23 protein-coding genes are annotated in these 26,775 nt (G+C 41.9%); 12 read left to right on the plus strand and 11 right to left on the minus strand.

All coding sequences use genetic code 11. The features are described 5' to 3' along the window. The first annotated feature begins 7 nt into the window (after positions 1–7). Positions 8–928 carry a 3-hydroxybutyryl-CoA dehydrogenase gene (locus tag DJ568_RS08750; protein WP_114004885.1) on the plus strand — a complete coding sequence of 307 codons (921 nt, stop codon included), beginning with the start codon at positions 8–10 and terminating at the stop codon, positions 926–928. A gap of 37 nt (positions 929–965) precedes the next feature. On the opposite strand, the gene DJ568_RS08755 is transcribed toward DJ568_RS08750, so the two are convergent. Next, the gene (locus tag DJ568_RS08755) at positions 966–1,445 is read right to left on the minus strand and encodes a hypothetical protein (protein WP_114004886.1); all 480 of its coding nucleotides are present in this window, start codon (positions 1,443–1,445) and stop codon (positions 966–968) included. A gap of 160 nt (positions 1,446–1,605) precedes the next feature. Continuing rightward, a complete protein-coding gene (argS, locus tag DJ568_RS08760) occupies positions 1,606–3,369 on the minus strand; it encodes an arginine--tRNA ligase (protein WP_114004887.1) in 1,764 nt (587 codons plus the stop codon). Positions 3,370–3,533: 164 nt separating this feature from the next. Here argS and DJ568_RS08765 point away from each other — a divergent pair, with 164 nt between their 5' ends. Both DJ568_RS08765 and ctlX read left to right on the plus strand, forming a co-directional pair. Beyond that, a complete protein-coding gene (locus DJ568_RS08765; RefSeq protein ID WP_114004888.1) occupies positions 3,534–4,970 on the plus strand; it encodes an arginine deiminase family protein in 1,437 nt (478 codons plus the stop codon). 133 nt (positions 4,971–5,103) lie between these two features. Further along, positions 5,104–6,033, plus strand: coding sequence for a citrulline utilization hydrolase CtlX (gene ctlX, locus DJ568_RS08770; protein ID WP_114004889.1), 930 nt, complete (start codon positions 5,104–5,106; stop codon positions 6,031–6,033). A gap of 60 nt (positions 6,034–6,093) precedes the next feature. On the opposite strand, the gene DJ568_RS08775 is transcribed toward ctlX, so the two are convergent. Further along, positions 6,094–6,504 carry a hypothetical protein gene (locus DJ568_RS08775; protein ID WP_114004890.1) on the minus strand — a complete coding sequence of 137 codons (411 nt, stop codon included), beginning with the start codon at positions 6,502–6,504 and terminating at the stop codon, positions 6,094–6,096. A gap of 182 nt (positions 6,505–6,686) precedes the next feature. Between DJ568_RS08775 and DJ568_RS08780 the strand changes: the two genes are divergently transcribed. After that, entirely contained in the window at positions 6,687–8,081 is a 1,395-nt protein-coding gene (locus DJ568_RS08780; protein ID WP_114004891.1) for an arginine decarboxylase, read from the plus strand. Positions 8,082–8,287: 206 nt separating this feature from the next. After that, positions 8,288–9,010 (plus strand): class I SAM-dependent methyltransferase, encoded by a 723-nt coding sequence (locus DJ568_RS08785; RefSeq protein ID WP_114004892.1) that lies wholly within the window; start codon positions 8,288–8,290, stop codon positions 9,008–9,010. Positions 9,011–9,085: 75 nt separating this feature from the next. Here DJ568_RS08785 and DJ568_RS08790 read toward each other — a convergent pair whose 3' ends face one another. The 6 genes from DJ568_RS08790 to DJ568_RS08815 form a co-directional block, all read right to left on the minus strand. Then, entirely contained in the window at positions 9,086–9,805 is a 720-nt protein-coding gene (locus DJ568_RS08790; RefSeq protein ID WP_114004893.1) for an RluA family pseudouridine synthase, read from the minus strand. Positions 9,806–9,924: 119 nt separating this feature from the next. Continuing rightward, a complete protein-coding gene (locus DJ568_RS08795) occupies positions 9,925–10,683 on the minus strand; it encodes a YdcF family protein (RefSeq protein WP_114004894.1) in 759 nt (252 codons plus the stop codon). Positions 10,684–10,806: 123 nt separating this feature from the next. Then, positions 10,807–11,853 (minus strand): DUF2971 domain-containing protein, encoded by a 1,047-nt coding sequence (locus tag DJ568_RS08800; protein ID WP_114004895.1) that lies wholly within the window; start codon positions 11,851–11,853, stop codon positions 10,807–10,809. Between the two features lie 2 nt (positions 11,854–11,855). After that, positions 11,856–15,011 carry a type ISP restriction/modification enzyme gene (locus DJ568_RS08805; RefSeq protein ID WP_114004896.1) on the minus strand — a complete coding sequence of 1,052 codons (3,156 nt, stop codon included), beginning with the start codon at positions 15,009–15,011 and terminating at the stop codon, positions 11,856–11,858. A gap of 97 nt (positions 15,012–15,108) precedes the next feature. Next, positions 15,109–15,948 (minus strand): SDR family oxidoreductase, encoded by an 840-nt coding sequence (locus DJ568_RS08810; RefSeq protein ID WP_199560926.1) that lies wholly within the window; start codon positions 15,946–15,948, stop codon positions 15,109–15,111. Between the two features lie 95 nt (positions 15,949–16,043). Beyond that, complete coding sequence (locus DJ568_RS08815) at positions 16,044–17,129, minus strand: DNA topoisomerase IB (RefSeq protein WP_114004897.1); 1,086 nt, start codon at positions 17,127–17,129, stop codon at positions 16,044–16,046. 119 nt (positions 17,130–17,248) lie between these two features. On the opposite strand from DJ568_RS08815, the gene DJ568_RS08820 reads away from it, so the two are divergent. From DJ568_RS08820 to DJ568_RS08850, 7 genes are all read left to right on the plus strand, one after another. After that, positions 17,249–18,310, plus strand: a complete 1,062-nt coding sequence (locus tag DJ568_RS08820; protein ID WP_233496658.1) for an aldo/keto reductase — start codon at positions 17,249–17,251, stop codon at positions 18,308–18,310. A gap of 128 nt (positions 18,311–18,438) precedes the next feature. Then, positions 18,439–19,062, plus strand: coding sequence for a hypothetical protein (locus DJ568_RS08825; RefSeq protein ID WP_114004898.1), 624 nt, complete (start codon positions 18,439–18,441; stop codon positions 19,060–19,062). A 59-nt stretch (positions 19,063–19,121) separates the two neighbouring features. Next, positions 19,122–19,739 (plus strand): hypothetical protein, encoded by a 618-nt coding sequence (locus DJ568_RS08830; protein ID WP_114004899.1) that lies wholly within the window; start codon positions 19,122–19,124, stop codon positions 19,737–19,739. 67 nt (positions 19,740–19,806) lie between these two features. After that, complete coding sequence (locus tag DJ568_RS08835; RefSeq protein ID WP_147238732.1) at positions 19,807–20,448, plus strand: hypothetical protein; 642 nt, start codon at positions 19,807–19,809, stop codon at positions 20,446–20,448. A gap of 371 nt (positions 20,449–20,819) precedes the next feature. Beyond that, a complete protein-coding gene (locus DJ568_RS08840; RefSeq protein ID WP_114004901.1) occupies positions 20,820–21,848 on the plus strand; it encodes an AraC family transcriptional regulator in 1,029 nt (342 codons plus the stop codon). A gap of 185 nt (positions 21,849–22,033) precedes the next feature. Then, on the plus strand, positions 22,034–23,677 hold the full coding sequence (locus tag DJ568_RS08845) for a DUF5005 domain-containing protein (RefSeq protein ID WP_114004902.1): 1,644 nt from the start codon (positions 22,034–22,036) through the stop codon (positions 23,675–23,677). 208 nt (positions 23,678–23,885) lie between these two features. After that, complete coding sequence (locus DJ568_RS08850) at positions 23,886–25,574, plus strand: RICIN domain-containing protein (RefSeq protein ID WP_114004903.1); 1,689 nt, start codon at positions 23,886–23,888, stop codon at positions 25,572–25,574. Between the two features lie 60 nt (positions 25,575–25,634). On the opposite strand, the gene DJ568_RS08855 is transcribed toward DJ568_RS08850, so the two are convergent. Further along, on the minus strand, positions 25,635–26,096 hold the full coding sequence (locus DJ568_RS08855; RefSeq protein ID WP_114004904.1) for a DUF4268 domain-containing protein: 462 nt from the start codon (positions 26,094–26,096) through the stop codon (positions 25,635–25,637). 13 nt (positions 26,097–26,109) lie between these two features. After that, the gene (locus DJ568_RS08860; RefSeq protein WP_114004905.1) at positions 26,110–26,601 is read right to left on the minus strand and encodes a cupin domain-containing protein; all 492 of its coding nucleotides are present in this window, start codon (positions 26,599–26,601) and stop codon (positions 26,110–26,112) included. Positions 26,602–26,775 lie beyond the last annotated feature (174 nt).

Raw genomic sequence — 26,775 nt, forward strand, 5'->3', positions numbered from 1 at the left:
ACATATTATGAAAAACATCACGGTAATAGGTTCGGGCACGATGGGCAACGGCATAGCGCATACGTTTGCATTGTACGGTTTTAAGGTTGCACTGGTTGACGTAAATGAAGATGTGTTGTACAAGGGTTTACAAACCATAACCGCTAACCTTGACCGGCAAATAACTAAAGGTGACATTAGCGAACAAGAAAAAAATAACGCTTTAACCAATATTACCACTTACACTGATTTGTATACCGGGGCTGCTAATGCCGACCTGGTTATTGAAGCGGCTACCGAAAACAAAGAAACCAAACTAAACCTGTTTAAACAATTAAGCGGGGTATGCGGCGAGAAAACGATACTGGCATCAAATACATCGTCCATATCTATAACACAAATAGCTGCCATAACTAAAAACCCCGGCAATGTTATAGGGATGCACTTTATGAACCCGGTACCGGTAATGAAACTGGTAGAGGTGATACGCGGCTATGCCACAACTGATGAGGTAAATACCACTATAATCTCGCTGGCTAAACAACTGGATAAAATACCGGTTGAAGTGAGTGATTACCCCGGCTTTATCGCAAACAGGATACTAATGCCCATGATAAATGAGGCGGTTTACAGTTTATTTGAAGGCGTTGCCGGCGTGCAGGAGATAGATACGGTAATGAAACTTGGTATGGCCCACCCCATGGGACCGCTACAATTAGCCGATTTTATCGGTCTTGACGTTTGCCTGGCCATATTAAACGTATTGCACAGTGGTTTCGGCAATCCGAAATATGCACCCTGCCCCTTGCTTGTGAATATGGTTGCCGCCGGACATACCGGGATTAAATCGGGCAGTGGATTTTACAAGTATAAAAAAGGCAGTAAAGACTTGGTTGTTGCTGATAAGTTTAACCTAATGGATGACAAGAACCTGGCTAAGCCCAAATAATCCAGTAGGGGGTATTAAAAGAGAGCCCCGTGTGGTCTTAGTAGTATCTAATACTCGGATCAATTGTCACAGAAACACCATTATAACTGTAAGCTGAAAACCAACCATTTAACAAATCATTAGGCAAAGACACGATGTGATCAGAGTATGTTGTTTCTACGTTACTTACGTTAGAATTCGCCGGTATTGTCCACACAACATCGTCAGTGCTGTTAGCGGTTACTTGTATCGTATAACCTGCGGAAAAACTGACAGGAATTGTTAATGGCGTAGAACCAAAATCCTCAGTAATGTTGATATATGAATAATAGCGATATGACGATCCCGGCACTAAAACGTCTTGGTGAACAGATATTCTCACGGTGTAATAATTAACCATTTGAATTTTTTTTGGTTTCCACTTGGAGGCATCGTATAGATCGGACATCTTAATCAAAGAAACTTTAGCATTCGCAACCGATGGAAGTGCTAGCGCAATCAACAGTGCACACAGCAACACTTTTTTAAGTGCTTTCATAGGATAAAGGATTAAGTTAAATTTAAGGTTAATTATCCCAAATATAAAAAAATCCCAATAATAAATTTAAATAGAACTATCTAAAGAAATATCGTAATGCTGTAGCGTGTTGTTGCGGTCGTGACTTCACTTGTTATAAATTATTAGAGCTTTGGTAGCCTTACATCCGCTCCGGCACCATAATACCCAGCAAGCCCATTCCTTTCTTTATCACTTTGGCTGATGCAGCAGCTAATTGCAGCCTGAATTGCTTTAAAGTTTCATCTTCGGCCTGAAGTATCGACTTCTCGTGATAAAATTTATTGAACAACTTAGCCAGATCATAAACGTAATTGGCAATTACCGCCGGTGTGTATCCTGCCGCGGCCTCTTGGATAACTTCAGGGAAACGGTTAAGCACCACAATTAAATCACGCTCAACACCTGCAAGTTCTACAATTTCCACCCGTTTGTTTTCAGCGTCCACCCTGTTTAATACTGAGCGGATACGCGCGTGCGTGTACTGTATAAACGGTCCGGTGTGCCCCTGAAAGTCAACCGACTCGTTCGGGTCAAATAATAACCGCTTTTTAGGGTCTACCTTTAGCAGGAAAAACTTTAAAGCTCCCATACCGATAGTCTTATACAACATTTGCTTCTCCTCGTCACTAAAGCCATCTACCTTACCCAGTTCCTCGGTACGCTCCCTGGCCGTCTGCACCATTTCCGCCATCAGGTCATCCGCATCAACTACTGTACCCTCGCGCGATTTCATTTTGCCCGACGGCAAGTCGACCATGCCGTAAGATAAATGGAACAAACCATCGGCACCAGCTTTACCCAACTTTTGCAGGATCAGGAATAATACTTTAAAATGGTAATCCTGCTCGTTCCCTACCACATAAATAGATTTATCCATGCGGAAGTCATTATACTTTAACTGTGCAGTGCCCATGTCCTGGGTAATATAAACAGAAGTTCCGTCTGAGCGTAATACTAGCTTCTGATCAAGGCCATCAGCCGTCAGGTCAATCCAGACAGAGCCATCCTCCTTTTTAAAGAACACGCCTTTTTCAAGGCCTTCTTCTATAATATCTTTACCGAGTAGATAGGTGTTTGATTCATAATAGTATTGGTCGAAGTCAACCCCTAATGATTTGTACGTATCAGCAAAGCCGGAGTAAACCCAGCCGTTCATTGTTTTCCAAAGGCTAATCACGTCGTCGTCGCCCTGCTCCCATTTCAACAGCATCAATTGCGCTTCTCTTATCAAAGAGGCGTTCTTCTTTGCCTCATCTTCGGTTTGCCCGTCTGCTTTTAATTGTTCTATTTGCTTTTTGTATTCTTTATCAAATATCACATAATACTTACCCACGAGGTGGTCGCCCTTTATGCCGGTTGATTCAGGCGTTTCTCCATTGCCCCATTTTTGCCAGGCAAGCATTGATTTGCAAATATGAATACCCCTGTCATTCACCAGGTTTGCCTTAACCACTTCATAACCGGCAGCGGCTAAAATTTGCGCTACCGAATAACCTAAAAGGTTGTTGCGTATGTGGCCCAAGTGCAGGGGCTTGTTGGTGTTAGGTGATGAATATTCTACCATTACCCTTTGTCCGTTGGGCGCAAATACGCCAAAGGTGTCAGGTAATATGTGGCTATATAAAGTATTGAGCCAAAAGCTATCGGCTAAGCAGATATTTAAAAATCCTTTTATTACGTTAAATGCCTCAACATCGGTTACGTTGGCTACAAGATACTCACCTATATCATTACCTGTTTGCTCGGGTGATTTTTTTGAAAAACGGGTAAACGGAAAAGTAACAATGGTTAGCTGCCCCTCAAATTCTTTACGGGTCTCTTGCAGGTTGATGTCCGTTTGGGCAATATCGGTGCCGTATAATTGTTTAACAGCTTTAACTACGGCTTCGGTAATAAAATTCATTCGCCAAAATTAATTAAATTGACGGTAGTTAAGTATAAAAATTGGTTAGCGCTTGCAATTGTTCAACAGCAGTTGGTTACTGTGCCTGCGCCTTACATGCCGTCTAAAACTTATATCTCACATCTCATCACTAATAATTAGATTTGTTTTACTAACCTCGTATTATGAAGCTGAACGATGAAAACTTTAAGCTGGATGTAACTTCAGAGATAGGTACGCTGCGCGCTGTACTCATCCACAGCCCCGACAGCGGACTAGGAAAGGTTGTACCATCAAAAGCCCAGGATTGGCTTTTTGAGGATATTGTACACCTGGATACACTGCGTAAAAAGGAATATGACTATTATGTAAAGTTGCTGCTTTACTTTTTAGATCCTGATAAAATAAAAGGGAAATTAAGGCAACTGGAGACTGACAGATCATTTTTTAAACCTGATAATAAAGACTTTTACGCATCTACCAGGGTGATAGAGCTACAAACCCTGCTTAGTGACATTTTAGAGGAGGATGACATCAGGAAGAAGCTTGCCGCATCTGTTTGCGCCATTGAGGGCTGTAATTATCGGCTGCAGTTAAAATTAATAGATACAAACCCTGTTGAGCTGGCCAAAATATTTATATCAGGTGCATTACATAATGATGAAATGATATTTGCGCCTATCCCTAACCTTATATTTTCGCGGGATATTGGTATTGCCATTAATAATCACATACTACTTAATAAGCCGGCCAAAAAAGCGCGCTTCCGCGAAACCTTGCTGATGCGGTATATATTTTTCAATCATCCCCTGTTTTCGCGATACCGTGATAATATTTTAGAGATACCTGAAACGGTACAACATTTTCTTCGCCCCGGCGAGGATAATGACACCAAAACAACCTTAGAAGGCGGCGACGTAATGGTGGTTAGTCCGCAGCACCTTATAATCGGTTGCAGCGAGCGTACCAGTACCAGCGGTGCTGACGAAGTTATAAAGCTACTTTTTGAAAATAACGTGGTTAATAAGGTAACGATAATGAAGATACCCCACAAACGCGACTACATGCACATTGATACGGTGTTTACGCAGGTTCGACGAGATATGTGGGTACTGCTGCACTCACTGGCGGTATCTGACAAGCCGGCAAAGGAAGCAGGTCCTGCAGCCTGGTTTGCCGATAAAAAATCAAAGGACAAGCCGGAGATAGTTCAGTTTAGAAAAGGCAAAAAACCCAAAACCTTTAATAACATTGAAGAACTACTTGACGATATCAGTGTAAAGGATCTGGGCAGCACTACTAAAACCCGATTTATTTACTCAGGTAATAACACCTTCCCCTATGACGCACGCGAGCAATGGACCGACTCGTGCAACTTGCTGGCATTAAAGGAAGGAATTGTGGTGGGTTATGACCGTAATGAAAAAACCGTAGAGGCATTTAAAAAGAACGGATTTTCTATTATAACGGCTGAGGATTTACTGAACAAGTTTGAAAAGAATGAACTGAACCCCAAAACGCTCACAGATACTTTGATACTTATACCATCAGCCGAACTGTCAAGAGCGCGTGGCGGTTTTCATTGTATGAGCATGCCGCTCAACAGAGACAAAATACTTTAGTAAGGAGCTCAGATATCACTCAGATATTAGTCGGAATACAGTATGACCGACAGCAACATTAGGTTACCAAAATATTGCTTAACTTGATAGTTTTGACGAGGGTTAAGATTTAATTTTAGCGTTTATAATTGATATGCAAAGCACTTCCAATATATTAATGGTTAGGCCTGTAAACTTCGGTTTTAACGAAGAAACAGCAGAAAGTAATACCTTTCAAAAGCGTGGGGCGGCACAGCAGGATCTACAGGTAAAAGCACTGCATGAATTTGACGGTTTCGTACGAATACTCCGCGATAATGGTGTACACGTTACCGTTATAAACGATACGCCCCAACCACACACGCCCGATTCGATTTTCCCTAACAATTGGGTATCGTTTCATGATGACGGTACCGTATTTATGTATCCGATGCAGGCACCTAACCGCCGGCTTGAGCGGCGCGAGGATATTATCCGCAATCTGCAGGGAGAATTCGACATATCGCATGTTGTCGACCTGAGCAGGTTTGAACAAGAAAACAAATTTTTAGAGGGCACCGGCAGCATGGTGCTGGACCGGGATAATAAAATAGCTTACGCCTGCATTTCGCCACGCACCAGCGAAGATATACTATCTATATTTTGTGAGCACACTAGCTACAGCCCTGTATTATTTCATGCAGTTGACGAAAAAGCCGTCCCTATTTACCATACCAATGTATTAATGGCAGTTGCAGAAAAATATACGGTTATTTGTTTAAACAGCATAAATGATATCACTGAAAAGGAAAATGTTATTCGTTCACTTACATTAAGCAATAAAGAAATTATCGATATTAATTTTGAGCAGATGAACCGCTTTGCCGGTAATATGCTTGAAGTTAAAAATCAAACGGGCGAAAGCTTAATACTGATGTCAAAAAGTGCATGGGAATCTCTTGATCAAGCTCAACGCGCTATCCTTTTAAAATATAGCAAACCTGTTTACGCAAATATTGAAACGATTGAAACAATAGGCGGCGGAAGTGCCAGGTGCATGATGGCGGAAGTGCATCTCCCCTGCAAAAAAAATAGGTTGACCTGACTTTGCTATTATCTAAAAGCTGCACTGTACCTGTTTAGATTGACCGGAATGAGTTCAATATTATTCGCCTGTGCTACTGAACTCATAGGTATGTATATATGGGGCGCCATTACCTGGTATGCTCCAGGTAGTACGCAACGTGTACTTTACATTTTTTTGCCTGCGTGTTACAGTAAAACGTTCGCCTGCAGTTGTAGACTCGTAAAGAATGCTGGATACCAAACCAATATCCACGGTTGCTTCCTCGTTAACAGATATAAACTTTGCATTCCTCCTGTTATACACTGTAAAAATATCCTTGTAATAATCACCGTCCCTATCGTTATCTTTAATTGTTTCAACATTGGTTATAGCTATTTGCACCGAATCAGGATTACCCCCATACCAGATAATTTCCCGCGACGATTTTCGGCATGCTGATATTAAGGCAATTGACAACAGGATGAGCGTGGTGACAGCAATTTTCTTCATAAAGCCGCAAAGATACAAAATCCGAATGTATAACACTTCTAACGTCGTCAGTGACTAAGCGTCACACCAAGTTTTAAATGTCGGGCTAACTTCGAATAAATTACATTGCAACTATAAAAATTCTGCTAACAAATGGGGTAAATATCCGTTTAAAAATTACATTTTTGCCAAAATTTTTAAGCATGCAGAGTTACCAGGAATTTCTTGACCTGAGCGTTGGCTTTCCGCAGGAAGGTTTTGAGATAATAGATGATGAACTATATTTTCATGATCTGAACTTAATGGAGATGATAGAAACGTATGGCACGCCATTGCGTTTTACCTATTTGCCCATCATTTCAAAAAAGGTACAGCAAGCTAAACTGCTGTTTCAGCAGGCTATTGTTAAAAACAATTACCGTGGCACTTATAAATATTGCTATTGTACCAAAAGTTCGCACTTTAAGCATATTGTTGAAGAAGCTTTAAAAAACGATATTCACCTTGAAACGTCGTCAGCTTTTGATATGCCGATGATTGAAGCCCTTGAAAAGAAAGGCACGGTTACCAAAGACATTACAGTAATATGTAATGGTTTTAAAACCTTCCAGTACAAACAATACATTATTGACATGCTGCACGATGGTTTTAAAAACATCATCCCGGTACTTGACAATAAAGAAGAATTTAATATTTATGATGACGAGGTGGAAATGGACACGCCATGTAACCTCGGTATACGTATAGCATCTGAGGAGCAGCCCGACTCGCAGTTTTATACCTCAAGGCTTGGTATACGGATGGAAGACATCATAGACTTTTACCACAATAAAATAGAGAAGAACCCTAATTTTAAGGTGAAGCTGCTCCACTTCTTTATTAATTCAGGTATATCTGATACACCATATTATTGGAACGAGCTTGAAAAATATGTTACGCTGTATTGCAAGTTTAAAAAAATAAACCCCGATCTGGATACATTGGACATAGGCGGCGGCATGCCATTTAAAGACTCGCTGGTATTTGATTTTGATTATGAGTACATGATCAACGAAATTGTTAGCCGGATAAAAGAGATATGCGCCGTTAATGACACTATTGAACCGGATATTATTACCGAATTCGGTAAATACACCTGTGCCGAAGCTTCCGGAATATTATATAAGGTAATTGGTCGTAAACAACAAAACGACCGCGAAAAATGGCTGATGCTGGATGGCTCGTTTATTACCAACCTGCCTGACGTTTGGGCGCTGAACCAAAAATACATTCTGCTGCCCGTTAATAACTGGGACAGCGAATATGACCGGGTAAACCTTGGCGGCATAACCTGCGACGGGCAGGACTATTACAACCAGGAAGCACACATGAACAGTGTGTACATGCCTAAAACCCGTAAAGTACAATACTTAGGCTTTTTTAACACCGGCGCATACCAGGAAGTACTAAGCGGATATGGTGGTATACACCACTGCCTGCTGCCATCACCCAAACATGTTATCATCCGCCGAAACCGTGATGAAACTTTCAACTTTGAGGTGTTTGGCGAGGAGCAAAACAGCAAGCAGGTGCTGAAGATACTTGGGTATACTGCGTAATTGGTTGATTAGTGATTGGTTGATCAGGGATTAGTCTGCTGATCTGAATAATTTGCTGAGGTGCGAATTAGTGATTAATACGCTCTTGAGGTGGGTATTGTCCTTTTATCCAAAAAAGTCCTGTTAAAAAAACAGGCAGGTATATTGGTGTGTATTCAGATTTTTGCCAAAATTTAACCAGCTTTGCTTTAGCAACTTCTACAGCAATGAAAAATCTCCAATATCTTTTATTATTTTTTGTAATTGTTTCAAGTGCTGCCTTTGCTCAAACGACAAAAAATACAACAGCGTACACTCAAAAGACCCCGTCTTCGGACGGTACGGGTAAATGGTATAAAGGCCGTGAAATAGCCCCGTTTATGGATTTTGCCGGCGCGGCATGGCTGGAACGCAATACACGCAACAAGGAAGAAAACACTGACCGCGCAATTGCCAGGCTGCCCTTACAAAGCAATAGCGTAATAGCCGATATCGGCGCAGGGACAGGCTATTATACATTCCGCATAGCCGACAAAGTGCCTGCCGGACGGGTATATGCGGTAGAAATACAGGACGAAGCTCTAGCCTATTTAAAAAACAGAGCGGGTCAACGCAACTTGAAGAATGTGACAGTAATAAAAGGCGCAGACAAGTCGCCTAACCTGCCGGTAAACGCCATAGACGTAGTTATAATGGTAGACGTTTACCACGAGTTAAGTTACCCATCCGAGATGTTGCAGGCTATACACCGGTCTCTTAAAGAGGGCGGGAAGCTTGTACTACTTGAGTACCGTGCCGAAGACCCTAAAGTGGCTATAAAGCCCCTGCATAAAATGACGGTAGAGCAAGTAAATAAAGAGTTGGCAGCCAACAGATTCAAATTAGTGCAAAAAGAGGACTTTCTGCCCATGCAGCACTACTTAGTATATCAAAAGCAAGCTATAAAATAGACAGCTATCTGTTTGCGCCGGATTGGGCGCCGTGCAACTGAGTTTAAATCCGCGACTTTGGGAGCGCTGGTTTGGTTAACTGTCAAACTTATCCAGCAGCTTTAGTAAAGTTTCAAAATCCTTGGGGTATGGCGCGTGTACAGTTACCTCTTCATCGTTAAGCAATTTAAAAGTCACCTCGTAAGCGTGCAGGGCAAAGCGTTTCATAATTGGCAACTCTTCCTGCTCTTTACCTAAACGATATTTTCTTTTTAACTTAGAGAGTAACACTGGCTGGCCTTTATACATCTCATCGCCTGCTATAGAGGCGCGCTGCGTAGCCAGGTGTATGCGTATCTGGTGCATGCGGCCAGTAACAGGGCGGCACTCTACCAGCGTGTAATGTTTATAATACTTAAGGGAGTTAAACCAGGTTTCGGCACGCTTGCCCTCCTGGCGGCTGATGGTAACACTGCTTTTACCAACGTTAAGAATAGGAAGATCAATGAAGAGGTTTTCAAAAATGTGGGTACCATCTATAACAGCATGATAAACCTTTTTCACCCTGCGCTTCTCAAACTGCATGGACACTGAGCGATAAGCTTCAGGATTTTTAGCTATAATAAGTGCTCCGGAAGTCTCCTTATCCAGGCGGTGGCAAATCTGGGCATCCCTACTGTAAGCTTTGGCCAGGCGCAGCATATTCACTTCGCCCCCCTCCCGCTCATCAAGCGTACTGATGAACGGTGGTTTATTTACCACTATAATATTGTCATCCTCAAATAATATCAGATCGGCAAGCCTGGGCTGTTTCATAAGCCTCCAAAAGTACGTATTTTTTTGCAGGTGCAGGCGTGTGTCAGTTTGCGAAGGCGCTATTCGCTAAGTACTCAGGAATGAATCAACGTGCGTACCACCCGCTCCCGGCCACGTCGCTAACGCCCGGGAATGTTCTGCACATGCGCCACTAAATACCCAACCATTTCCTTTATATACAGGTTCCAGGCAGGCATTACAGCGGCGTCTGGCAATAAGTCATCCCATGAAACTTCGCTGTCGCCGTTAAATTCGCAGGCATACGGTACAACGGACATACCTGCCTTCCGGAAGATGTACTGCGACCTTCGCATATGGTAAACTGAGGTGACCAGCAGGTATGGTGGTTTTAGTTTGCTGCTATCGAGTAATCGGCGGGTATACAAAGCATTCTCTAATGTATTGCGCGAATCCGGATCGACCAGTACAGCACTGTCGGGCACATTGAAGTGTTTTACCTGCTGCTGCACCCAGGCACCTTCCCTAAACGCGCTTGGATTAAGGCCGGCATTGCCCCCGGTGATAACAAGGTGCTGCACATTTCCCGCATTTTTTAATTTAACTGCCTGTATAAACCGGTTAGCCGATGGACCAAAATAGCCCTTCCCTTCACTATCCTCCTGTGCATAGCCCCCTAATATAATGGCAGCGCTGTACACCCGGCCGTCAGCTACCTCTCGCGGCGGCACATCCCACCAACTTGAAAAACACCGTAAAAGCAAACGGTTGCTGAAAAGCAGCAGTAACATAACGCCGGTTACCAATAACCAACGTTTTAACCCCGGGCGTTTTACAATCAACCCCGCAACCAGCAACACTACTACCCATGTGAGAGGGAGTATAAGTACAAGGAGGAGCTTGGAGAGGATAAAATACATTGGTGTAAATATAGCGGATAGAGATTGGAAGCCGGTTGCACACAGTTGATGCAAAGCTGTTTTTTTGAAAGGGGGCGTTTAGGAAACTTCAACGCTTTGAAAAAAATTTTTCTCGTAAAAGGATTAATGCATATGTTCTGAAAGATGTGATTTCCGGATATTGATTTGATACCCGAAAGAATTAGAAACGTAAGCCACTATATCTTCTACATTACTGACAACAGTATCTTCTATACGATAACCTAAGATTACTTCCTTTACTTTGATGATTGGAAAGCGGTTATTTAAATAATTGGATGATGCTTCGTTGATAATCTTGGAGATACGCCTGAATTCTTTACTTCCTAAAAGCGGCAACTCTACAAATGAATACTTTTTCCCGTTTTTCAAAACCGAATGTTTCACTTCGCAAATATGAGGCTCGTTGCTTTTTAAAGTATATAAATGATCATATTCATTATATGTTAATATTCTAATTTCTTTTTCATATTCCCATATCTTATTTTTATGAAGTGCCATTAATGCAGTTAATGCGTATGGCAGATCGCCGCTTTGCAAAGGCTGATTATTTTCTTTTTGAAACAAATTATGAAAATCCATAAATTCGTTGTACCTGCTTACTGACTTAGCATCTCCGTACTGAACTTTAGATATTAAAAAATTTGACCAATCCTTTTCATAATTAACAATCTCAAAAATAATTGCGGCCCCAAAGCCATCATCGCCATATAAACGCCACATGGGGAACTCGTCTGGTTTTTTTTTATTTAACACTCTACAAAACGAACCACAAAAAAAATGTGATTTATATTTTTCTATCTGCTTTTTGTTAAAATCCATTTTCAGGTTATTGATTATAAATCTTAACTCTTGCGGGTCGTTTAAAGCTATCAAATTACTAAGTCTAAATAATCCGCTATTTAAAATCTCAATGACATTTTGCAAGGAAGAAGTGTAGTGTATGACATCATATTTTCTTTTTACATGATACTCCGTATTTATCAGATTTTTCGACTTTAGACTAAATTCCAATTTGCAATGTCTCGGTTCGTCACCACTGTACAGCGAAAATCTGCTACCAAATTCTAATCCAGGGTAAAATCCCTTAGCTCTTTTGATGTATTTATCAATTAAACCGTCTAAGTATGGGCTTTCGCGCTTCTTCGGCATACTTACACTACCCCCACTCTATCAATCTCTATCATTAGTCTTTGTGTTTCAGTCATGGCCACTATCATACGCTGATAATGCAATATGTCATCAAAACTTAATTCACGCCCTTTGCGGTCTTTTAGCCACTTTTGGGCGGGTTGATAGCCGCCTATATAAAACTGCCAGGTGCCCGCAGGTACGCCTTCAAAGTATTGGTCCTGATTGATATATACACGCCCGGCGGTGTAACGTGTAGCATTTACGATATTATTACCGTCAACGGGGTAGCTTGTAATGTAATTATCCACTTCGTTGCTTTCCAGTAAATGCAATTCCCGTAACTCGCCACCTAATTTAACCAGTTGCCAAAATGTACCTGCATCTTTAGGGTATGGCACCCGCGGGAAATCTATTTTTAAAAACTCTTTGTATTTGTCACGGTAAGCGGGGCTATGTAGTACGGCATAAATGTAGTCTAAGATATCAATTGGAGAAAATGTATTCTCTATTTGTTGCTTCTCATTGGTAAAGTGTAAATCCAGCTTGATTGCAAATTTGTCAAGGAATAACTTATTTAAATTCGGTATCCTTTCGAGACCAATATCTATATTTTCCTGATTTAACGAAGTCTTTCTTGGATATAGATAAAGTGGAAAAACGTTACCGCAACCAAATTTTTTAGCAGAAGCAATTAAATTTGCATCGCATATATATTTTGTTACGAAAACATGCTTGAAATCAGGGTAAACTTGTTTGGGGGCTATCAAGCCAATATTGTCATTTTTAAAATTAGACATGGTTTTACCTCGAGGACGCCCCATAATTCCATTAGCATAACCTGTAAAAATTGCCTTCCGGATATCGAAAATACGATAATTATAATTTACAATTGAAGACTTATGCTCGGCGATATCCCTTTGCGCATTGGTAATTTTACCGATATAGTCATTCGAAAGATTTAATTTAGCGAGAATATCATTTACTTTATCGTTTAATAATAGTTGCATATTTCTTTCTAAAATCATTTGATTTTCATTCACACTTAAATAATCAAATTCTGTTTGGACCCCCGAATTATCCTCGATAAAAACATCTTTAACAGAAACAAATTCATCATATAAGTCTGAATTAGAAAAATCTTTCTGTACATAAAAAAAATTTCCGTTATCTATTTTAAGGGCCTCCCAAGGTATTGTAGAAATCGAATTATTGGATAATTTAGAATACTTAACATCTCGCTTACCATAAAAATCAAAGCTAAATACTTCGCCTAAATAATTTTTATCGAGATTTTTCTTTATGAAAATATTTATGCTAACTCCTTGCATAATATCAAATACATTCTGGTCCGTTCCGCCGTCTTGTGACTTCTCTCTTTTCTTGGAATCTCCGTGTAGATTTAGTATGTAAATTTTATCAAAACTCTGTAATAAGCTTTTTCGCATTTGCCGATGAATTACTCCATCAAGAAAGCTATTGTTAGAAATGTATGCTAGCACGCCCTCACTATTAGTGTCAATAAAGTGTTGACCAAAACGGATAAATTTTATGTAGTCATCACTTAAGGGTTGGATATTGCGTTCATTTAGATCTTTTTTGTAATCGGAAATAAGATTTTCTATCCAAGCGCCTTTATTACTACTACTAACACTATACGGCGGATTACCCATCACAACCATCACGGGCGTATCCCGCTTTATATGATTAGCTTCGTTAGCCTCACTGCTCAGCCAGTTTGCAAACAATGTCCCGGTATCCTGGTGATGTTCCTCTAAACTATTGGTAAGATAAATACGAAAGCGCTGGTCGCGGGTGGCTTTGTAGCCGGTTTCTGTCAGCAGCATATCCAGTTTTAAATGTGCCATAGCATAACTGGCCATAAGTAACTCAAAACCGTTTAAACGTGGTATCAAATGATTTTCAACGTAACTGCTCCATATTCCTTGCTGCCCTTTATATTTGTTATAGATATGCTTCACCACCTCAGCTAAAAAGGTACCTGTACCTGTAGCCGGGTCAAGTATCTGCACTTTATGCACTTCTCGTTCAATTTCAACCTCCTTAAGCTTAGAAGTCCTGTCAGATGTTGCTTTAGTAACTATTTTATTTTTTATTTTTATTTTACTGTTATCAGCAAGACCTTGCGGTAAATTAAATTCTGTTTTTAAAATATCATCAACCGCGCGCACTATAAAATTCACTACCGGCTCGGGCGTATACCAAACCCCGCGCGATTTACGCAGTGCAGGATCGTACTCGGCCAAAAAGGTTTCGTAAAAGTGGATAACAGGGTCGTTGGTTTGCGTTGATTTCCCAAAATTTTGCAGGAGTGCCGCTACATCTGTCGCCCTGAAAATCTCCGCCAGCGCGTCAACTATCCACACGATGCGGCTATCCAGGTCATAGCCTGCTATATATTGGAACAATTTGCGTAGAAATGGATTTGTCTTAGGTATTAGCTCTGCCGCTTCCTGCCTCGAAAAAGTAGGTAAAGTTGGATCGTGTAAACGCGCGGCAAACATACCATAAGCAATGGTCTGCGCATATATATCAGCAAAATCCTTGGGCTTAATATCATGTATCAATATATCCTTAAAAGCGTTCATCTGGTCTTTTAAGGAACTGTTCTCTTGATTTTCGACATCACTGGTTAAAGCTTTCTCTATTACACCGGCCAATAACTTGGCTTTATCAGCCATCATCACAGCAAGCTTTTGCGACGATTTTATGGTTTGACTTACGTGGGTGCAAAAATTTTTTATGAGGCTGTTAAATTCATTAAAGTTTTGTGGCAGCGGAGTAATCTGACTGCCAATTATTTCTGCAACGCTTACTTTGGTTTTTAATTCACCATCGACAAATAGCCAAAACTCTACATAATCGGTAATAATAAGGTTGTTAAGTGATTTGCGGTATCTGTCAAATTGTTCTTTGTAATCTTTATGACCGATGTTTTTCCCAATATCCTTTGCTTCGATGTAGCCAACAGGTATCCGGTTACGTGTAATGATATAATCCGGCGCACCGCATTGTATCCGTGATGGCTCATTTGTTACTTCAACGCCGGCAGCTATGCTTTCAAGCAATATTTGAAGATCGCCTCGGTAACTATGTTCAGTAGCTATTCCAGAGCCGTATTTGTTATTTACATTAATGAGGTACTGATCAATTGTCATGATATACTTTAGTACATAAAGAATGCAAAGTAATTATTTTGGAGCGATATCTCACAACGGCGTTGGCGAGCACCCTAAATTGTATAAGGTTCCCATATTACAAATCACGAGTTATCAGTAATTCGCTTAATTGCCATAACTTTTCCCGATAAGCTACGTTGTTAGCATCCGCCGACGGCTTAACAGGCTTCTTCTTCTTAAAATATCCGCCGCTTTTGGTGTGCAATGTGGCTTGCGTCGCCAGGTACACAGTGGTTTCTGCTCCTTTTTCGGGTGATATCATGAATGGCCTTGCCAGGCTAAGCAGCAGCCTGCTAAAGCCGCTTAAACCCGTACCAAAGCCGCTATTTACCACTCCCGGATGCAATGCGAAAGCAGTAAGTCCTTTATCGCCAAACTTGTCGGCTATGGATTTGGTGAACCATATATTGTAAAGTTTGGCGTTACCATAAGCTTTCCAGGCAGAATAACTTTCTTTACCCTGCAAATCATTAAAGTTTGGGCGCCCTACCCTATGCGCTTCCGAACTGACATTTATAATACGTGCCTGGCCTTTTATTAGTAAAGGCATCAATTGTTGGGTTAACAAAAAGTGCCCTAAGTGATTTACGGCAAACGTCATCTCGAAACCATCTTTGCTTGTGCGGCGTTGCGGGAATATGCCACCGGCGTTGTTTATCAGAACGTTGACAGCGAATAGACGGCTCTTTAATTTTTCGGCCGCAGTGCGTACACTGTAAAGATCAGACAGGTCGCATTTTACGCTATATATCTCCCTGTTACCGGTTTGCCGGCTGAGCTGTTTCGCAAGCTCATCGCCTTTTACTACATCCCGTACAAGGAGGTAAAGAGCATGACCCTTTTTTGCCAGTTCATAGGACGTAGCTTTGCCAATGCCCGATGTTGCGCCGGTGATAATTGTGGTAATTGCAGCCATATTGTTATAACTGGAATACCTTATTGAATATCTATGTTTACCATAAAGATTATTCTCTGCATATTTATTTTTCGCCCTATTACTAACAACCGGCATCAGCTCGCCTGCGCCAGCTTCTCGTGCTCCAAAATTTGCAGCAAGGCTTTTTCAGCCCGGTTTAGCTCTGAAGCTTTAATATCCTTTTCTTCGTCAAGTTCTTTAATGTATTTAAATATGGCACCGTCTTCGTAACTTTTAATAACCGTTGGATGCACATAGTACTTTTTGCATACCGTACGTGTATTGCCTAAATTAAGCGCCACTTCATCAAGTACACTTACAATCTTCTTTTTACACTCAGCTACGGTATCAAATTCGCCGGCTTCTTTAAAAGCATATAACGCGCTTACACTGCCTGCCCAGGTCCGGAAGTCTTTGGCAGTAAAATCTTCGCCGGTTATTTCTTTTAAATAGCTATTAATGTCGCCCGAGCCAATGGTGCAACGTTCGCCACTATCGTTATAAAACTGAAAAAGTTCTTTACCCGGTATATCCCGGCATTGCTTTACAAGCCGCGCAAGTTTTTTGCTTTGCAGGGCTATCTTTTGATAAACGCCCTTTTTTCCCTTAAACTCAAAGCGCATGTTTGAGCCTTCTATCTTAACATGTTTATCCTGCAACGTTGTTAATCCAAACGAGCCGTAAAGCTTTTTGTACGACTCATTTCCCACCCTTATACTGGTTAATTCCATCAATCGCACTACCAGTGCAACTACTTTGCGGTAGTCTAGATTTCGGCGTGCAAGGTCGGTATCAACTTGTTGCCGTATGGCCGGCAGGTGCGCCGCAAAAGTTTGTAGCCGATAGTATTTTGATTGATTACGTATCCTGTTCCAGTCTGCATGATAACGGTATTGTTTACGTCCTGCGGCGTCTATACCTGTAAACTGCAGATGCCCGTTTTCATGGGGTGATATCCAAACATTAGTGTAGGCCGGCGGTATAACCAAACGGGTAAAACGGTTAATAAGTTCCTTGTCCTTTATCAGCATACCGTCTGCATCGTAAAAACTCCAGCCCTTGCCGCTTTTTTTTCGCGTATAACCGGGCATGTTATCGGCCACATAGCGCAGGCCAACTGCTTTGGCAGTCACCTTTGGGTCTCGGCCAATTTTTTCGAGTTTTTTTTGTAGTCGGTTCATTTGCATAGTATAACACGGGCGCGTTAGTAAGGTTTGCTTTGATACCTGTTATCAAAAAATAAAAGAATTACAAAAGGAGATTGATTTGGATTTATAAAGTTTACCGTAAGCTGAACATCATGCCCAAACAATTTTTCGACCTTAGCTATTCCATTTTAAACATCAACCAAATGAAGTACAATTTTTTAGGCAATACAGGTTTACTGGTATCTGAGCTATGCTTTGGCACCATGACTTTTGGCGGCAAAGGATACTGGGAAAATATAGGCAAGATACAGCAGCAGGGTGTAAATGAACTGATGCAGGTGGTTATTGATTCGGGGATAAACTTTATTGATACAGCTAACATCTATTCATACGGTGAATCAGAAACCCTGCTCGGTCAGTCAATTATTGATCTTGGCCTTAACCGTAACGAACTGGTTATAGCAACCAAAGTACGCGGCCCTATGAGTGATAAACCTAATGATGTGGGCTTGTCGCGCTACCACATTTTCAACTCTGTGGATGACAGCCTGAAACGTTTGCAAATGGACCATGTTGATATACTATATGTACATGGCGCGGATTTGCGTACTTCTGTTGAAGAAACCATGCGCGCTTTAAATGATATTGTCATAACTGGCAAAGTACGTTACATTGCGTGTTGTAACTGGCCGGCATGGATGGTAATGAAGGCACAGGGCATTGCCGAAAAATACGGCTGGAATAAATTTATAGGGCTCCAATACTTTTACTCATTATCGGGGCGCGACATAGAGCGTGAGATATTGCCGCTGGCTGCTGACCAGAACCTCGCAGTTTTTCCATGGAGCCCACTGGCAGGTGGTTTCCTCTCTGGCAAATACAGTCGTGACGGTGACAAGGCAGGCGCACGGCGCGACGCTTTTGATTTTCCGCCGATAAACAAGGAAAAAAGCTACGACATTATAGACGTTATTACTGCTGTAGGAGAACAACATGGTGTATCGGCCGCGCAGGTAGCACTGGCATGGGTACGGTTGCAAAAGGACATAACCAGTACTATTATAGGTGCTAAAAATGTTGAGCAATTGAAGGACAACCTTCAGTCCACGACAATAGAATTATCTGCCGATGAATTGAAGAAGATTGACGAGGTAAGCGCCCTTGAAAAAGAATATCCGCAATGGATGGTTGAGAGACAGGGAACCGGAAGATAATCTGGTAACATGATGGTGATTAATAGTAAGACGGTATCGCTAAGATACCGTTAATGCCAGCTAACGATGCCTCGCTATATTTCACAATTAAATGCTACTTTAACCGTTCAAATAATTAAATTTTATTTATGCGTTTTATAGCATTGCTTGTACCCTTTATTGTCATAGTCTTCTCGTCAAATACGCTTGCGCAAGGCTGGAAAGATGGTTATTATTACGATACCACTTTTACCAAAGTAAGCGGACAAATAAAAAGCAGTGAAAAATTCATCTGGTTTAAAAGAGATAAAAAAGCGGATAAAATTAAAATACCGGCCTACAGCATGAACAGTTACGTAACCGGAGCTGACAGTTTTATTGTATCGCGCATGCCTGAAATGGCCGACATTCCGATAATTAAAGTATTGATTGATAACCCGGTAAAATTGTATACTGCGAAAAAAACAGCTAAGATTGGCTGGGGTTCTGTGCTGGCAGGTGTGGCTATTGGTGTAGGGTCGGGCGTGGCTACAGGGGTTACCGTGATGCCCAGCTTTGGCGGCGGCAAAGACATTTACTATTTATACGGTTACGGGCCCGAAAGCTTACAATCGCTCACACGAAAAAATTTTATTGAGGTAATGAGCGGCATTATGAGCGATAAGCCTGAAATTGTTGAAAGAATAAAGGATAAAAGGATGAATATTAATAATGTGCATGAGTGGGTTGAATTTTATCATAAAGAAAAAGCAGCGCAACCCTTGCCTAATTGATATTATGTGATTAATGACAAATAATTTATAATTATTGTTAACCTGATAAAATTACCAATATGCGTAGCGTGATACTTTTGGCATATTTATTAATAACCTGCTTTGCCGCAAAAGCTCAGCTTTTTAGCGGTAGTTTTAAAAAGGGGTTTTATTATAACGACACAGGAGTAAAAGTGCCCGGCACTATAAAACCCGAACAAACATTTATACTTTTCAAACAAAAAGGATCATCCGCAGAGCAACAAATATCAGCGGGAGATATTAAAGGGTATGTTATAGCAACTGACAGCTTCACCGTTTCGCACAACGCAATATTAGGTAAGCCGCATTTTTTAAAAGTGCTTATTAATAATGCCACTAAGCTGTATTTTTATAGGGCCGACGAGAAGGTAAACTTTGAAACTTATGCAAAGGAGATACCGGCCGGCGCTACAACCAATTTTAAAAAAGGCACCGGCAAAGAGCGCTCAAAATATTATTTTTATGGAAAAACGCCCAACGCTTTACTATTACTCAACGACCAGAACTTTGTTGAAGTAATGAGTGGTATTATGGCTGACAAACCAGAGATTGTAGAACGTATAAAAGACAAAACCGTTAACCTTGATAACCTGAATGAATGGGTTATTTTTTATAACAAAGAAAAAGCTGATTACCCCCCGGCTTTGGGAAATTGATTGTTTAAAATTAACACCTGCTATCTACTCCATGCGACTATCGTTATATATAACAATACTATTTTGCTTGTTTAACGCCTTAACAGCCCGGGCTCAAAAATGGTTGCCCGGCAGCTTTACGGATAATAAAGGCAATACGGAAACCGGCTTTGTACGTATAGATCCGCCCGGTAAGGCCCCCGTTAAAACTGAAGCGTTTATTGAATTCAGGGAAAACGAGAAGATGAACCCGATTAAATTAAGCGCGGGAGAACTACGCTCTGTTAAAGCAGGCATAGATAGCTTTCTAGTTGCATATGCACCCGGCAACCAAAACTGGAACGGAAAGGAGCTTGACTTTGTTAAGGTAGTACTTGATGAGGATATAAAACTGTACCTTGGTAAAGGCAGCCGGGGCGGTGGCTTCGGCATTACGCCTGGTTTGTCGGGCGGGTTTGGTGCCGGAAGCGGCACTTATGGAGGCGTGGGTGGTGGCGTAGGCATAGCACTGGGAGGCAGAGGCGGCAAATCCAAAACAATGTATTATTTTGGCGCTAATACCGCTGAAATGCAGCCGGTGAGCCCTGCAAACTTTAATGATATCATGAGCGACATTATGATTGACGAGCCGGAGGTGGTGGAACAAATTCGAATGAACAAGTACAATCTGGGTAATATCGAGAAGTTAATTGAATATTATAACAAATCAAAAGCTTCACGCCAGCAGTAGTTTACCCAAAATTACCTTTCGCCTGTCCGACAATGGGTAACTCTATATACTACCCCCCACCGCAAATGTTTTTAAATTACATGCAGAGTTCCTCCGGGTTTAAAAACTATATAATTCTATCAAAATACTTGTTTGCCCCGGTTTGCCCGATAGCGATATTTACAATAACCAACTATCAGGACGTTGGTTATTGTGCTAATGGCACCTTACTGCTCCATACTTAAATATGGAATACCTGATTAGAAACCAACTATTATAAACTTGCTAAAAGGATTAAACGGGAATAGTTAACGCAGCCAACCAAGTGAATTCAAAATATTTCACTGACAAAATCTAAATAACGTTCGCTTTTCATTTATCTAATATTAACCATGTCAACCGCATTACGTATTTACGAAGAGAACGGCCGGAAATATAAACCAGACCGGTGCGAACCCCTTAAAAACAGTTTTAAAGCAGGAAAAATTCAGTTGGATGCCTGGGGACGCTTTGCATACCCGGGGCACCGCCTGGATGACGACTTGTTACCCGGTATAAACAGTATTGGCTGCTGGGACGCCTACTTTCCGCAAGATTGGGGACTGGAATGGCATCGCAATGAAGGTATAGAGATATCATTCCTGGAAACCGGCCATATGCCCTTTGCCCTGGATGGATCAGAATATATGGTTAACCCCAACGAACTGGTAATTACCCGGCCTTGGCAACCCCACAAGGTAGGCAACCCTACCATATCAATTGGCAGGTGGCATTGGTTTATATTAGATGTTGACGTAAGGCAGCCCCACCAGGAATGGAACTGGCCAAAATGGATAGTGCTTAACCGTGCAGACCTTGACGAGCTTACTACCATGCTGAGGCAGAATGAACAACCGGTATGGAAGGCTAACGATGACATTAAGCGCTGTTTTCAGAAGATTGGAGCTTTACTCAAAAATGACCCGGTAAACAGCGAATCAATGGTGATCATTTACATCAATGAGATTTTTATTCACCTGCTTGAATTATTCAGAAAGGGTAATATAGGCTTAAACCAGTCGCTCACTGAAAGCCGGCGCACCATCGAACTTTTCATAGATCACCTGGCGCATAATATAATTGAACCCTGGACCATTGAATCAATGGCCGAACATTGCCATATGGGTGTTACGCGTTTTACCTATTACTTTAAAATGTTAACCAATAAAACGCCTATGCAGTATCTTAATTTCATCAGGATAGAGCAGGCAGCTAAATTATTGTTGAATGACCGGGAGCAGCACATAAGTGCTGTTTGTTACGAATGCGGATTTTCCAGTACCGAATATTTCTCAACGGTATTTCGCAAAGTGTATAAATGCTCACCCACATCATTCAGGTTGTTATATGAGATGAAAAACGGCTATGCCAAACACATTTAATTTTAAAGGCATTTTATAATAGCCCCTTAATATTTTCAATACGCTCTTTTAGTAATGCATCCATTTTATACACTGGTGGTTAAAAGTATTGAAAATATTTCACTGGTGTATTCTGCATAGTGTTATCTGTTTATTAACAGTTTTTTGTACATACAAACTAACAAACAACCATATAAACAAACATTATGAGAAAACAACTAACCTATGCCTTAATGGCATCATGTTGCCTGTTTGCGGCAAGCTGTAAAAAAAACGAGCCGGGCGCACAGGCAAATCAATCAAAAAACCAGGTAAAGCGCATTGACGTAGCCGGCGAAATGACCGGTGTAATCCCCACCGGAGTTTACCGTTTTGTACCCGAAACAACTGACGCGTCTACTCCTCAAAAGTCAATAGGTGTGGTAGATTCGTCGTCAACTGTTAACGGCAAGCTTATTGAATCACGCGACTTTGCCCATAACAGGGGGCAAGAGTGGCAAGTTACCAGCCTGGGCAGCGGCCAGTACCGCATAGTAAATATTAATAGCGGTAAAGCACTTGATGTACCCGGCGGCACTGCTGATGAAAACGAACAGCTGTGGCAGCAGCCTGTAAATACAACTATAAACGGACAGAAATGGGTTATTGAACAGCAAGGCAGCAATGCCTATTACCGCATAAAAACTGTGGTAAATACTGCCCGGGGTCTGCACGTAGCGGCTACCACAAACGGCACGGCCGTACGTAACAACGCCTACGCCGGTCAAACAGCTAATAAAGGCTATTTCAGGATATATCGCGTCGCTTATAAGGACAAAGCGGCTACCAACTTTTTTAAACGCACTACCGGTTGGACCAACGGCGACGGCGCAACATCCGTTAAACTTAGCAATGGCAAGGTGCTGTGGCTAATGGATGATAGCGGTTTAAACCTTGTGCATTCAACCAATGGTACCATACCTTGTATATTTTCTGTAAATAACTGCGCTATATTGCAATCATCAACTACCAATTGGTCAAACACGGCAACTACCTTAACAGGCACCGGTAACCCTTACGGGTTGTTCCGCAGCAACACAACCAGTTCGGTAAACTATAACTGGACGTCGTCAGGTTTTGAAATAAGCGGGACCGCTTACATATTTTGCTCAAGCATGACTGATACCGGACATATTCAAAATGACGCGCTAGGTAAATTCAATATTAGTACAAATACGGTTATCGGTTACCAAACTTTGCAATCATTTTATCGTGCAGACCTTGATGCCGCCGATGGTGATGGCGAAGGCATAATTGAATTTGGCCGGGGCTTCCATAACGACGGCACTTACGTTTATGCCTGGGGGCAGCATAAGCCCTGGATAGGCGGCGATGTGTATGTCGCCCGTTTCCCGGCCACCACTGCAGGTGTAGCCGGCGCGTGGAGTTTCTGGAACGGATCAAGCTGGGTAGCGGGAGTTAACAACGCAGCTATAATTGGTTACGGCGACGCGCCTAACCCTTTTATATGCAAGGTGGGCACCAAATACCTGATGTTTAGTAACGAGTTAAGTACTGCTTGCAACCAGGGCACTAAAGTATACGTCAATGTTGCTAATAATCCTTATGGGCCATTCAATTACGCTGATCGTAAACATATATACACGATGGATGATAAATTCAGCGGCAATAGCCCATGGTTCTACTGGGCACAAGGCCATCCGGAACATATTGCGAATGGCGAAATCCTGGTTACTTACAACCTTAATGGCGCACAACCTTGCATTGCATGTTCTGGCGCTAACAATCCCGATCTGTACAGGCCGAAAGCTATACGCGTACCTTTAAAGATGATAGATCCGTCATTATAAATTTTCTTTTTTATAATTATTTGGTTAGCCCGTTTGTGTAATACACAGCGGGCTTTTTTTGCATACCCGACACCGATTCAGCCGCTGTTTAAGGTAAATAAGACCTGAAATAGCGTATAAATGGGACAAAATAAAGTTCGACAATTCCCTTTTTTGTATTGGTATTTGCACGAAGCAGGTATCCCAATAATAAACCAAACAACAAATTATGAAAAAACAATTAACGTATGTCCTGGCGGCGGCATGCTGTCTTGTGGCGGCAGGCTGTAAAAAAAACGAATCGTTAACGGCAAGGCAAAAAGATGATCAATCTGCTAAAAGAGTGATGGTTGGCGAGATGACCGGCGTACTACCTACAGGTGCGTACAAACTGGTTACTTACGTTACTGCACCGGCTACCAACAAAGCCGTAGGTATTATAGGCGGCCTTTCAGGCACCGCAGATGGCGTAAAAATAGAACAGCGCGGGTTTATGACCAATAAAGCACAGGAATGGCGCATCACCAGCCTGGGCTCAGGTGAGTATAGCATTGTAAACATTAATAGCGGGAAATGTATCGATATCCCGTTCGGCAACGCGGTATCCGGCGCCGAGGTGTGGCAGTACCCTTACACCGGCGACAACGCGCAGAAATGGATTATAACAGATATAGGCAGCGGCGTTTACCAGATAAAAGCGAAACTAAATAATACCCTTGGCCTTAACGTAACCGGCGGCTCAACGGCCGATGGCGTAAAGATTAGTTTGAATAGCTTAACAACCAATAATTCTAAATTTTACATTTATCGCGTAGCGTATAAAGACAAGGTTGCTACCGATTTCTTTAAACGCACCACCGGTTGGACAGCAGGTGACGGGGCCATGTCTATCGGTTTATCAGATGGTCGCACATTGTGGAATTTCGGCGACTGTCATCAAAACGATTACAGTGCGGGTACAGTGCCATGTTTGTTTAATGTAAACAGCTGCGCAATCGTACAGCCTTCGGGTAACTGGAATCCGGCATCAAGTACGCTGTTATTAGGCCCAACTAATCCCAATGATGGCAAGAAGAACCTGTATCGCAGCAACGCTACAGCCGAGTACTTTAATTGGCCAACACATGGTACGCAGATAGGTACTACGGCCTATATAATGTCTGACGTGTGGCATTATACCCACATTCCCGCAGGCACCACACAACAGGTGTATGATAAGCCGCAATGGATAAAAGTAAACACCTCGTCTATTACCACCGCCCCTACTTATGTCGACCTACCGGTGAGTTTAAATCCTAACAGTAATGGTGGTATTGAATGGGGTTTTGGCCTTATAAAAGAAAGTGATGGCTACCTGTATGTGTACGGACGCAAGCAAGGCGGGTTCGGTGTAGGAGCAATATATGTAGCCCGCATATTACAAAGTGCACCTGAAAACGTTAGCGGATGGACGTTCTGGAACGGTTCGTCATGGGTATCCACGGTCGCTTCGGCGGTCTCTATTGGTGAAGCGCCAACCACCAGTTTCCATATCTCAAAAGTAGGCTCAAAATATTTGTGTGTAGTATCGCATTTCGCGCTAACTTGTTTAGATAATGCTCAAAATATTTATACTGCAACAGCAAGTGCTAAAACAGGTCCATTCCCTTCTACAGCCGGCTCTTCATCATGGAAGGTTATTTACCAAATAGACGAACGTGCACCTAACGGCAATTTCCCAAGCTGGTATCTGCCTATAGCGCATCATCAATTTACTGCCAATAACGAGTTACTGATAATATACTCAGTGAATGGCTATGGCGCTCCGCTTGCACCAGCCTGTTACAATGAGTGCAACGGCAGCTTCAGAAAAGATCCGGATACCTACCGTCCGAAAGCGATAAGGGTTCCATTAAAACTTATTGATTCATCTCTATAAAAGCTATTAACTTTATTGTGTAGAACGGCTAAGCCCTGCGGTGTGTAGGGCTTAGCCGTTCTATTTAAATAGGTCAAACCCGTATTTGGCATCGCTCCAGAATTCATCCAACGCAATAATGCGAGGTTTAAAAAATGATATCAAAGCTGGCCAGTCGCCTTTATTAAATATACTTACACCAGGCAAACGCTTTATAATACGGCTCACTGTTTTGCCATTCTCGTTGGCAACGTTCAGCTGCCATTCCCAATCTTCATTAAGCACGTTATTTAAAATAGTTTTGTATTGCTTAAACTGATCAAAAAACAACTCTTGTATCTCCGGGTCGGGGTGTGCTATTTCTATTGCAATAAACGCGTCGCGGTTACCGGCCTGCATTTTAAAGTAAAGCTGCTTTATACCGGTTTTATAATTTATCCAGTTTGTTTTTAAGCCTTCGGCAGACGGGTGCGGCGCTAAATACTGGCCAAACGCTGTCCAGAATGCTTGCTTAAGCTGCGATGCTTCGTCTTTCGAATACACGGATCAGATGGTTTTATAAACGGCAAAGCCTGTTTAATATACTTTGGTGCTGCGGATATGTTTTAAGCATCTCGCTTTTCCGCGCCATTTCAAATTCGCTAAAATCAAATCCCGGCGCTACCGCACAACTAACCAGCGAAAACCCTTGCGGTGCTGCTACTTCGCTGGCAAACCACAAACCTGCCGGAATCACCAACGAAAAGGAGCCGGTTTCAGCGTCTGAAAGTTCATGGGTAATCAACTGCCCGGCATTATCTAAAACATGGATGTGCAGGGCTTCGCCTTTGTGAAAACACCATATTTCATCGGACTGCAGGCGGTGAAAGCCCGAATAGTCGCCGGCCTGCAATAAGTAATAAATTGACGTGCAAGCCTTTTTTAAAGCATCTTCGCCCTTACGTACTACCTCGCGCGGCGACCGGAATACTTCTTTATAATAGCCACCCTCGGGATGTGGCTGCATCTGTAAAGTATTGATATAGTGGAATGCCGGAAAAGTAGCCATAAAATGATTGTTTAAGGAGCTAAAATGGCAAAAACAAATTAATTAGCATGTATACCCGGGTATGTTTTTATTTGCTAAAAGCGTGCGAAAACAAAATAAGATACTAAATAATAGCCTATAGGTTAATTCTATTTAAAGCGCATTATCATACATTTGTATGCACATATCAAAATT

This window comes from Mucilaginibacter hurinus (genome assembly GCF_003324525.1).
GTDB lineage: Bacteria > Bacteroidota > Bacteroidia > Sphingobacteriales > Sphingobacteriaceae > Mucilaginibacter > Mucilaginibacter hurinus.